Genomic DNA, 11,082 nt, shown 5'->3' on the forward strand with positions numbered 1-11,082 from the left:
GCACAATATTTTGCTAGAATTAGAGGATATATTACAACGCTCAAAAAAAATAAACAAAAAGTACTAGAAAATATTCAGCTTGCTTTTAGCAAAAATCCGTTCCTACCGGAAATGGCTGAATAGTTACCAAATTACAATAGTTTTCTTCTGCCCATCGTTTTTGTAACGTATCGTTATTTGATGAATTAATTTACATACATACTTACTTACAATCCTATTGCAACGTGCCTATTGCGCCCTTCTGATTTCCGAAAGCTTACTTGGTAAGCAACATCAGAAAATGTAATCGGCAAAATTTAATTTTGAAGAAGAATACAACGATAATTTCAAAAATTGTAAGTTGAATCTAATTTTTTAGTTCGCTTATTTCGTTTCACGTGCAGCACTTGTGCTAATATATGTAGTGATTTTTGGTTCAATTCTGTGACGCTTTGCGTGGTGCTTTTCAGAAAACATTGCTGTTTTTGTATGCTGCACACCTCAAAAAGCAAAATAAGATTTATTATTCTCTAAACCAATAAAACGGCATGTTTTTTATTGGTTTGCATGCCTAATCATTATAAAAATGTAGCTTTTGGTTAAAAGAGTACTTAATTATTTTTTTTGAGTCGTTATTACTCTCTATAGAGTACACTCGTATTCTTTTTGAGCTTTTTTTTTTTTCTGTTGGGTTAGAAATTTGTGAGTCTATAAAAGTATTAATAACATGAAAAAAAAATACAATTTATTTTTCCTGGCAATGGCTTTATTGCTTGCGAATCAATTACAAGCTCAAGAGCTCCATATCGTAGAGGGCGGATCTTTATTTGTTTTGCCAAACAACGCTTTGTATGTAAATAATAATTTGAGCGTTTCGGGAACAGGAGTAGTAACTATAAGTTCAAATGCAACGAATAGCGGCTCATTAATTGTATCGGGAACAGCTGCAGGAAACATTACATACATAAAATATATACCTTCAGATACTTGGTATCTTGTTTCTGCCCCTGTAATGACGCAAGATATTGGTGCGTTTGTAGTAAATGAAGCAAATGCTATTCGTGAAAGTAATACCAATAATTATGGTGTTTCTAGGTATAATAATGAAAACCCATCGGGTTCTCGATGGGAGTATTACACCTCAACAGCAGGTCCATTAGCAGCTAGTAGTGCGGGTAATTTTATGAATGGTATTGGGTACTCTAATTTAAGAGTTGAAGCCGGAAATTACACCTTTAATGGTGCTTTGGCTTCTGCAGATGTTACTGTTACGCTGCCTGCATCAACAAATCATAGGTGGTCGGTAGTAGGTAATCCATATCCATCATTTATGCCTGCTAATATAAAAGCAAATGATACAAATAATATTTTAAATCAGAATATAAATAATTTAGACACGGGTTTTGAGGCTTTGTATTTTTGGGATGGCATAACTTACAAGCCTTTTAATCATTCGTCAGATGCGCTTAATTTAACACCAGGGCAAGCCTTTGTAATACGTACAAAAAGTAATGATTTAGATTTTACATTTCCGAAAAACTTACAAAGAGAACAAGTAGCCGAAGCTGTTACTTTATACAAAAGAGCTGATACACCAGAAATAACCTTGAGTTTACAAAGTGGTAGCAATACAACAACAACTAATATTAAGTATTTACAGAATGCAACCAAAGGTTTAGATGTTGGGTACGATGCCGGTACTTACCAAGAGGGTTCAGCTGTTTTAGCAATAGACACTCATTTGGTGGCAGATAGTAAAGGTACCAATTTTACCTTGCAGTGTTTACCAAATAAAGAGTACGAAACTTCTATTGTGCCGCTGTCTATTAAAGCGCCAGCCAATGAAAGCATTTCTTTTAGTGCCGAAGCTATTCATTTACCATCCGACGTAAAAGTGTTTTTAGAAGACAAAGAAGCACAAACGTATACAGATATTACTACTAGTGCATACCAAGTTACTTCTAAAAAGGCATTTAATGGTATTGGTCGTTTTTATATACACACTTCAAATAAAAATGTTTTAAATACAGAAGACGCAGCTATAGTAAGCACCATAAATATGTATAAGACAAGCAACACTAATTTAAGAGTTGCAGGATCACAGCAAAAAGGCAGTGCAACGTTAAAAATGTACACGCTTTTAGGGAAAGAGGTATTGTCTTACAATTTTGAAATGGCAACTGTAAATGACATTCCATTACCACAAAATTTAGCAACGGGTATTTATGTAGTTCAGCTCATGGCAAACGGAACAAAACAAACCAAAAAATTACGAATACAATAAGATCTCTCAAGTAGAAAAAAAGACCAAAATAAGCATGACTGATAAAAATAGAGTATCAGATAATCAAAAAGAAACACAAGCGGACTTAACACGAAAAGAGGCGCTAAAAAAAAATAGGAAGTTATGGTAAGTATGCCGCATTAACGGCTTTGGGTACTTATATGATTTTAAATCCACAAAAGGCACAAGCTGGGAGTAATGATCAACCAGTACCACAAGGGGAGGGTTTTGGCAAATTTTAATCTAAATTATAGTTCGAGAGCTAAATTCGGGTTTTTGTTAAAATTAGCAAAACATAAAAATGGAGCTCAAAAGCATAAAATTTTAAGTTTTGATACCAATAAATGAGTCATAGTAATCCCGTCGGTTACGATAACTTTTTTGTAAATGTTAGCGATACGGTGCTTTTAATAGCCTGTATTATTAAAATAAAAAGAGACCTAAAAGTACTGCAAGCTCAGCACTAGGGGTTCTTAAAAAGTATAAATTATAGATGTGTCCTACCTGTAAAAACCAAGACAAAGCGACCTTAATAAAACGGCATAGAAAATTTATTTTTAAGATACTACTTGGTAGTAAGCTGCATAGCTTTTTTAAATGCACTACCAAATATGTAGATTTCTGGAATTATAAAATTTACTTAAAAGATAACATAGTTGTGATGGAGTTAGAGGAATCTAACATAAAGACATCGAGTTGATTTTTAAAAGAAACAATAATTAAAAACGGTACTGATGAATAAAAAAGACTTTATGTACGCTTTAAATTTAGAGAATAACACCAAGAAAACCGATTATGACAAGGGTTTTATACACGGAATAGGTACAACGTTTGCAGCATTAAAAGAACCTAATTTAGATACAAAAACAAAGGCTTTTAAGAAAAAAAAGGGTACCAGCACAGCCTTTAATTTGCGCTGTATATACTACGCACTCGGTAGCATTATTGTACTTGGTTTATGTATAATTGGGTTATTAACCTATTACCTTTTAACAAATCATGTGTAGGAAGTACTGTTTCTTTAGCGATAAACTAAAGGGGGCTTAGTAAAATAATAAAAAATAGGCAATCATACAAAATTTAGGAAACGACTTATTTAATAGGAGCGCTTTAAAAATAACATTCTAAGCAAGGATAAAAGCAAGCATACTGTAAAAACCATGAGAACGTATCCAAAAAAAGTGAATGCGAAATGTTAAAAAAGGATAGAAATAAGTTTTATCAATTAGATGGCTCTTTAAAACATTCTTAAACATGATGTTAAAACGATAAATATTAAAGAATATGTGTCTCAAATGTAAAACGAAAGATAGATCATGTATCACAAGAGCTCGTAGAAAACTTTTGTATCGCCTGTTGCCTGGCAGTAAACTGTATAAGTGTTTGAATTGTGACGCTTAATTTTTGGTTTTTTTTAAGTACCAAATAATCATACAAAAATTTAAGTTGATATAAATATCTACTGCTGTTTAAAGGCACCAATGGCAATGAATGGGTATGGTTTACAAAGTATAGATAATTTTTAAATATGAATAAATCTACTTAAAAAAACCATACATAACTCGTAAGAATGAAAGCTAGGTAAAAGAGTTAAATAGTGTAGCTTGCGGATGCAAATACCAGCGATAAAGTTGTTTAAAAATAAAACAAGAGTAGCATTATATAAATACCTATGCTAAAAACTGTGAGCCGTGAGCCAAAAAAGAAATTTTCTAAAACGAATAGAGTCAAGAACCCACAAGTATCTTTTAGTTATTTGTTTAAAGATTTAATCGATAGAATTCCCCGACGCTCTGCGTCGGTGGTCAAGAGGAAAGTTTGAAAACCTGGGTTTTCATCAAACTAAAAATAAGGTTTTTTTCAGCTTGATACCTCGATGGCTCTGCCTCGAGGTTGTTCATTGGTAAAAAGATTAATTGTTGATAAAAAACAAGCAATAATTTGAGTTGTAAGCAAACATGAACAGACAATTAGAAAAGTTAAGAATGCAGAAAAAAGAGCAGGAATACTCAAATATACTAGAAGTAATTACTTGGGTTATTGTAACGTTATTAATTGTTTATGTAATTACGCTGCTTTCTTATGTAGACCGGTTATACTAACAGGATTTATTTTTTGTGGAATATAGAAATGAGCATCCGTAGTTATTTTAGTTGAAAAGCAATCGTTTTAAGAAGACACAAATACAAATCAAACGTTGTTAAAAAAAATAAAATTGTTGAATGCTGAATATAAATAGACGTTGATTCTTAAAGGAATTAAAAAAAAATGAGCCCCCTAAAATCTACACCAAATATAAGGGCGGTACAAAAAGGTAAAACAAACGAAGATGCTGTGGGCAGTTTAAAACATAAAATAAAAATAGGGTGTTGTATGCATCGTATAAATTAAGAAGCAGAACAAAAGCATAAAGGGCGTATAGAATTATAGCAATAAATAATAAAGTATAAAAACAGTATACGTATCCGGTGGGCGCATTCAAAAATTAGTTCAGAAAAAAGTGAGAAATAATAGACACATAACAAAAAAAATATACGCTACGCTTATCGGAGTGTTTTTGTGTTGTGCTATGTTTTCTCAAAACAATACGGCTGCTTTTAATGTACAAACGGGTACGATTATTACAGGGATAGATCAAATAGTTGTAACGCCAAAGCCAAAAACTCAAATAGCTGGCGTTATTTATGTGAAAGAAAAAACGGTTATGAAAACAGGTACAAATACTATTTTAAAAGTAAGGTATCTATCAGACACAAAAATACTAGCTAAAACCGAAAAACTAATTACTATTGTTGGTAAAGCTAAAATACAACCCGTTAAAAAAGCACTAGCTTTTGTTAAAAGGGTAGATGCGTTTAAAAGTCCGTTGTATTATCGGTTTACAGGCAAGTCTTACCAGAAGGGTATTATTGCACAACAACAACAACAACAACAACAATCTTTTAAAATTGGTATAAAAGCCAAAAAGCAACACCATCAAACGCTAGTACGTTTGCAGTGTTTTTTTAAGAATGTTACCTCATGTTTATACACGTACAAGGCTGTAGTATTTCAGCGTAAAGCACCTATTTTAAGTGGTTATTATTCCTTACCACCTCCTGTTAAACAAAGTAGATAGTTTTTAGAAAATAAGGACTTTTTTATAAAAAGAGGCTCTGCCTGCACAAACTAAAAACAGATGCGTTCACAATGCGGTATGGCAAAGTGAACAGAAGTTTATTAGTTTGGCTACTATGATTATAAGATTGTAAGGTTTTATGATCGTTAAGCAACGCTAAAAGAAGTTGCGCATCAAAAGAAATCTATTTTTTAACAAAAATAACAAAAAAGTACTTTATGTATACAAGGTGATGTCTTTTTGGTGTATCGAAAACGATACACAACAAATACAATGCGGTATACAGGGTCTTGAATACAATAATTAGTAAATTTATTAAAACACACACATGAAAAAATTAGTATTGAGCGTTGCTTTAATAGCAGCCACTTTTGCAAATTTTGCCCAAGTGGGTATTGGCACAAGTGACCCAGATGTTTCTGCGATATTAGAATTAAAAAGTACAACCAAAGGGTTTTTACCACCACGTTTGTCTATAAGTGACATACAAGCAATTGAGACACCCGCAGAAGGATTAATGTTTTATTGTACAGATTGCGATGTAAAAGGTCTTTTTATATTTAATGGGGCTACATTTGTAGGCTTGTTAAATGGCTTGGGTTTAAATGCAGCTGTTGATGCAGTTAATAATGATGCAAGTGATGTCATTCTAGCAAAAATAGGTGCAGAGGCAGGCGGTGATTCTACCATTTCCACTGCAGAATTAAATGCTATTTTACCTGTTTTAACAGCTATAAATGGTGATAATATTTCGTTGTACAATTTGTACATGAAAAACAATGAGAATTCATTTTCAGAGCCAGCCCAACAATCAGAAGTACAAGAGGCTATTAACAGTGTAAACAATGTTGCTGTTTTAGCAAAAATAGGTACAGAAGCAGACGCAGGTTCTTCTACAATTACTACTGTAGAATTAAATCATATTTTGCCTGCTATAACAGGTGTTATTTTTAACTTTGAAGATCAATATCAAATCTATATTGGTAACAATGCAGAGCTCTTTGAAAGCCCAGCAACACAAACAGAAGTACAAACAGCTATTAATTTTGTGAATAGTATTTTTGTAGATGTAAAAATAAGTGCTTCTAATTCTGTAACTTTTATGGCACATAACTTAGGGGGTGACAACACTTTAGATGCCAACACACCTGTACAAGCTATACATGGTAACTACTACCAATGGGGTAGGAAAGTTAAGGTAGCAGATACCTATACAGAAGGTGCTGCTATTTCTGGTTGGAATACTGCAATTGCCACCAACGTTGCTTGGTTAAATGCAAGTAAAACAGCAAACGATCCTTGCCCAAATGGTTTTAGAGTACCCACCAAGCCGCAATGGGATGCTGTTATTGCTAACAACACTGCAACCAATATTGGTGCATTTAACAATACCGCAACAAACTTTGGTGCTGCAAAGCAGTTTGGTTCTGGGGTAAACAAATTAACCTTGCTGGCAGCTGGCTTTCGCGGCTACAATAATGGTTCGTTGACCAACCGTGGCGTCAACGGCTACTATTGGTCTAGTTCAGTGGGTGATAGCTCCGCCCATTTCCTAACCTTTGACACCACTAAAGCCTTCATGGACGACGGCAATCGTACGTACGGCTTCTCTGTTCGTTGCGTTCAGGAATAGAAATTTTATATGTGCGGCTTAAGTTTTTTCTTAAGTACGTGTATTTATAGTCTTTAGCACTTTAACTGGCCATCCTTTTCTAGGGTGGTCAGTTTTTAAAAGACACGGTAAACAGTAAAAAAGTAGTTTTCATGAGCATGTATCTTTTAGCTTTTTTAAAATCGCAGAAATACGGTCAATGAAGAACATTAAACAAGTAGTAAATTTATTAAACACACACACATGAAAAAATTAGTATTGAATATTGCTTTAATGCTTAAATATATTCTTAATATAACACTATTTATAACGAGTATCGGGGCAACTGCCCAAACTATTAATTTAGAATTCACTTATTTTGCAAGCCAAACCTACGAGTTTAAAATTGTGCAAGGTAACAAACATGTTGTTTTACAAAAAGACAGCATACCAGCAAATGGTAAAGTACAGCTTAAAATACCAGAGAAATACAAAGGGTATAAAGGCATGGCCATGTGGTATCTTACCAATAGTAAAACCGGTGGTGGTTTAGAGTTGGTGATTAATAATGAAGACTTTTCGGTAGCTTGTGTGCAAGAGGTTCCAACCACCGAAGGCATTATTTATAAAAATACCGAAGAAAATATTTTCGAAAAAAGTGCTCAAAAAGAGCTACAAGCCCTTTTTACCAAGCACGATGCTATGTTGGCTGCTACAAAAGCCTATGATAAAAACACCAAATTACACAAATGTTTTTATAAAGAATACAAACGTATTTTAAAAGAATACGTTATATTTGTAAAGAAACTAAAAAACACCAATTTATACGCGGCGCGTTTCATAGAAATTGTAAACCTTACTAGAGGTATTGGCAGTATTATTACCCAAGATGAAGCTTTAAAAGCTAAAAACATCAATAGTATTATTGTGCATGAATTAGAATATGAGCTGCTATATACCTCTAATTTTTGGGGAAGTGTTATAAATACTTGGGTACAATTACAAACCAAAGTACTTAAAAAAGATTCCCAATTTATTGACGATACAAAAACAATTTTAAATAGAATTTCTTCGGATAAAGTGTACACAGAATTTGTGGTGCATTTAACCAAAGAACTCACAAAAGCAGGCAAAGACAATATGATTGCTGCGTTAACCAAAACAGTTAAAAATGCTCATAAACTAACCAACTTTAACGGAGTTTTAAGTGTTTATAAAAAAAGACTTAAAGGGTAAAAGACCCTCTCTGTTGCATTTATTTGTTACAAAAGAAATCATCAACACACTCCCCCATGCATATAAACCAACTTTAAAAATATATACATGAAAAAATTAGTATTAAGCTTTGCACTGATCACAATCAGTTGTATCACTTTTGCCCAAGTAGGCATTGGTACTAGTACCCCAGAAAGTAGCGCAGCATTAGAATTAAAAAGTACCACAAAAGGATTTTTACTCCCACGTTTGTCCATAAGTGAAATACAAGCTATTGAGGAGCCCGCAGAAGGTTTGTTAATGTATTGCACAGACTGCGACATAAAAGGAATTTTTGTCTTTAACGGCCTTCGATATATAGGTCTAATAAATGGCAAGGGTTTAAGCGCAGCTATAGATAGTGCTACCTTTTTAGCGCAAATAGGCACAGAGGCAGATAACAATACTTCTGCAATTACCACAGCACAGTTAAATGCCATTTTACCAGTGTTAACGGGTATTACCAATGCGAATGAATCTTCTTACCGCAGCTATATTGGCAACAATGCAGAGCTCTTTGCAAGCCCGGCAACACCAACAGAAGTACAAGCAGCTATCAACACTGTAAATAACATCGTGAATGCAGTTTTAGAAAAAATTGCGACTCAACAAACCGTTACGCTACAAGATTTACAGTGGCTCTCCTCTAGTGGTAGAACGGATACCAAGCTAGAGAGCTATAACAATTATATTGAACACTATAGTAGCGCATTTACCGATGTAAGAGCTACGCTAGCAGAAGTAACAGCCATGTATACATTGCTTGCCACAAATGTGGCAAGTTTTACCGGTAAAATATGGATGGATCGTAACCTAGGTGCAGCGAACGTGGCAACAAGTACTATAGATGTTACTGCTTATGGAGGTCTTTATCAATGGGGCAGAACTACAGATGGGCACCAAGTGAAAGCAAGTAAGACTTTTGCAGGACCTGTTGAGAGTGGTACTGAAGGTGCTGACTTTATCACCAATGCAGATGGTGGCGACTGGTTAAGTACCCCAGATGATAGCCGCTGGACTGGTGAAACGAAAGGAGCACAAGACCCATGCCCTAGTGGTTTTAGAGTACCTACTATAACCGAGTTAAATAACGAAGAAACGTCAATAACACATAAAAGTATGCTATTATTAACAAGGGCAGGTGGCCGAACCTCCAGAGATGGGGAGCTCCGTGTTGAGAATACTGTTGGTTTCTATTGGTCTAGCAGTATCAGTAGTAGTAAAGCGCAAGTTTTAGAGATCAGGCAAGTGCGCCGTGATCTCCGTATTCAGTTGGTCACCCGCTCAAGAGCAGATGGCTACGCTATACGGTGCATTAAAGAGTAAGCACTAGGTATGAAACCTTTTATACGTAAACGCGCCACTGCACTTTAGAGCGGTTCGTTCGTTAAAAACCTAGTAAATGAAGAACACTTTTTTAAGGTTATAAACGAAACTGTTTTTAGTCCAGTTGCTAGAAAAATGTTTTTAGGAAACAAATAAATATAAAGTACACATAAATACAGCTATTTTTTTTAGGTAGCGCGTTTTAATGGCAAATACAATACCCCATGAAAAAATTACTAGTAGCACTCATTACCTTAAGCACTGCCCTTGCTGCAAATGCACAAAGCTTAAAAGGTCAGTTAAAAAACCACGCCGGCCAAACCATTAGCTTAACTGGGTTTCAGTATTATAATACCAATATTTTAGCCAACAGTACCCTAGACAGTTTAGGTTTTTTTAGCCTATCCTAAAAAATATAGGGGTATGACCATTTTAAAAACACAAGACAACAGTACTGCAATACTTGTTTTAGGAGAAGAGAAGCTTTCTTTAAAAGGTACCCATTTAAAACAGCCAGACAGCCTTATTTTTAAAAATAGTACAGAAAATAACAGCTTTGTAAAGATTGCTAAAAATACCAGCTTAAATAATAATGCGTCTAGTGCTTGGCGTTATTTAGACAAGCTCTACAGTGCACCTTATTTTAAAGAGCATAGTCCAAAAGTTATCAGTAGCATCAAAAAAGAAATACAAAGCATAGCAGTTAGAAATGCAACGGCTTTGCAAAACTTACCAAAAGACAGTTATATGCATTGGTATGCGCCCATGCAAACTTTAGTGAGCCAAATGCCAAACACCATACGCAATGATAGAGAACGTTTGCCAAAAGACATTGCGCAGTTTAGAGCCATCGATTTTACCAATGCTAATTTTAAAACTTCTGGGCTGTTGCAAGAATTGATAGAGGGGCATTACTTTTTATTAGAAAACATGGGGCAACCGCTAGACAGTGTGTATGCTCAAATGAATATAAGGCAACCTCTATTAATCAATTTTCATCACCACCTTTTATCTATCAAATTTTTAATTTGAGATTTAAAGAACTCTATCATTTTAAAAATTCTTAACTAACTCATAACTATCTTATTTTTAGGTTTTTATGATTTTTTAATTTACCAACTAGGCATAACTATCCTATCTAATCTTGAAACTTGTTCATACCTAAAGAGGTTGTAAGTAAGGTTTACTAGCACTACAAACGTAAGCGTCTGGTTATGCACATCTTGTGGGGTTCCTAATTTCTTTTGATTTTTGTAAAAAATAAAACCATGTTAGGATTATGAACAGAGCACACCTATTACTATTATCTAAATTCAGTAGATATGCGTAAAGGATTTAATGGATTGAGCGGTATTGTGAAAGAACACATGGATCAAAACCAGAACACTAATGTAGTGTATGCCTTTATCAATAAAAAGAAAGATAAACTAAAGCTACTTCATTGGCGAGTTGGGGGCTTTGTTCTTTATTATAAGCGATTGGAAAAAGGGATTTTTGAGCTTCCAGAATATAATATAGAGGAAGGTTTAG

At 34.3% G+C, this 11,082-nt stretch carries 11 protein-coding genes; all 11 read left to right on the forward strand.

What is annotated here, in order from left to right; translation table 11 throughout:
- Positions 1 to 706 precede the first annotated feature (706 nt).
- Complete coding sequence (locus ES044_RS17275; RefSeq protein WP_147120574.1) at positions 707 to 2,263, forward strand: T9SS type A sorting domain-containing protein; 1,557 nt, start codon at positions 707 to 709, stop codon at positions 2,261 to 2,263.
- A 734-nt stretch (positions 2,264 to 2,997) separates the two neighbouring features.
- Complete coding sequence (locus tag ES044_RS17280) at positions 2,998 to 3,270, forward strand: hypothetical protein (protein ID WP_147120573.1); 273 nt, start codon at positions 2,998 to 3,000, stop codon at positions 3,268 to 3,270.
- Between the two features lie 951 nt (positions 3,271 to 4,221).
- On the forward strand, positions 4,222 to 4,365 hold the full coding sequence (locus tag ES044_RS18670) for a hypothetical protein (RefSeq protein WP_189663339.1): 144 nt from the start codon (positions 4,222 to 4,224) through the stop codon (positions 4,363 to 4,365).
- A gap of 166 nt (positions 4,366 to 4,531) precedes the next feature.
- On the forward strand, positions 4,532 to 4,654 hold the full coding sequence (locus ES044_RS19295) for a hypothetical protein (RefSeq protein ID WP_262712592.1): 123 nt from the start codon (positions 4,532 to 4,534) through the stop codon (positions 4,652 to 4,654).
- Between the two features lie 109 nt (positions 4,655 to 4,763).
- Entirely contained in the window at positions 4,764 to 5,381 is a 618-nt protein-coding gene (locus ES044_RS17285) for a hypothetical protein (protein WP_147120572.1), read from the forward strand.
- A 328-nt stretch (positions 5,382 to 5,709) separates the two neighbouring features.
- Entirely contained in the window at positions 5,710 to 7,014 is a 1,305-nt protein-coding gene (locus ES044_RS17290; protein WP_147120571.1) for an FISUMP domain-containing protein, read from the forward strand.
- A 222-nt stretch (positions 7,015 to 7,236) separates the two neighbouring features.
- The gene (locus ES044_RS17295) at positions 7,237 to 8,208 is read left to right on the forward strand and encodes a hypothetical protein (protein WP_147120570.1); all 972 of its coding nucleotides are present in this window, start codon (positions 7,237 to 7,239) and stop codon (positions 8,206 to 8,208) included.
- 87 nt (positions 8,209 to 8,295) lie between these two features.
- Positions 8,296 to 9,552, forward strand: a complete 1,257-nt coding sequence (locus ES044_RS17300) for an FISUMP domain-containing protein (RefSeq protein WP_147120569.1) — start codon at positions 8,296 to 8,298, stop codon at positions 9,550 to 9,552.
- A 224-nt stretch (positions 9,553 to 9,776) separates the two neighbouring features.
- Positions 9,777 to 9,962, forward strand: a complete 186-nt coding sequence (locus tag ES044_RS17305; RefSeq protein ID WP_147120568.1) for a hypothetical protein — start codon at positions 9,777 to 9,779, stop codon at positions 9,960 to 9,962.
- A gap of 13 nt (positions 9,963 to 9,975) precedes the next feature.
- Complete coding sequence (locus tag ES044_RS17310; RefSeq protein WP_147120567.1) at positions 9,976 to 10,584, forward strand: hypothetical protein; 609 nt, start codon at positions 9,976 to 9,978, stop codon at positions 10,582 to 10,584.
- 290 nt (positions 10,585 to 10,874) lie between these two features.
- Positions 10,875 to 11,082 (forward strand): IS66 family insertion sequence element accessory protein TnpB (gene tnpB, locus ES044_RS17315; protein WP_147187440.1); only part of this gene is annotated, 208 nt, incomplete at its 3' end.

It is taken from the genome of Polaribacter sp. IC066 (assembly GCF_007997085.1).
Classification (GTDB): Bacteria; Bacteroidota; Bacteroidia; order Flavobacteriales; family Flavobacteriaceae; genus Polaribacter.

Excerpts from the sequence above, each read along its gene's own strand:
- ES044_RS17275 (WP_147120574.1), top strand. The coding sequence starts at position 707 with ATGAAAAAAAAATACAATTTATTTTTCCTGGCAATGGCTTTATTGCTT.
- ES044_RS17280 (WP_147120573.1), top strand. The coding sequence starts at position 2,998 with ATGAATAAAAAAGACTTTATGTACGCTTTAAATTTAGAGAATAACACC.
- ES044_RS18670 (WP_189663339.1), top strand. The coding sequence starts at position 4,222 with ATGAACAGACAATTAGAAAAGTTAAGAATGCAGAAAAAAGAGCAGGAA.
- ES044_RS19295 (WP_262712592.1), top strand. The coding sequence starts at position 4,532 with ATGAGCCCCCTAAAATCTACACCAAATATAAGGGCGGTACAAAAAGGT.
- ES044_RS17290 (WP_147120571.1), top strand. The coding sequence starts at position 5,710 with ATGAAAAAATTAGTATTGAGCGTTGCTTTAATAGCAGCCACTTTTGCA.
- ES044_RS17295 (WP_147120570.1), top strand. The coding sequence starts at position 7,237 with ATGAAAAAATTAGTATTGAATATTGCTTTAATGCTTAAATATATTCTT.
- ES044_RS17300 (WP_147120569.1), top strand. The coding sequence starts at position 8,296 with ATGAAAAAATTAGTATTAAGCTTTGCACTGATCACAATCAGTTGTATC.
- ES044_RS17305 (WP_147120568.1), top strand. The coding sequence starts at position 9,777 with ATGAAAAAATTACTAGTAGCACTCATTACCTTAAGCACTGCCCTTGCT.
- ES044_RS17310 (WP_147120567.1), top strand. The coding sequence starts at position 9,976 with ATGACCATTTTAAAAACACAAGACAACAGTACTGCAATACTTGTTTTA.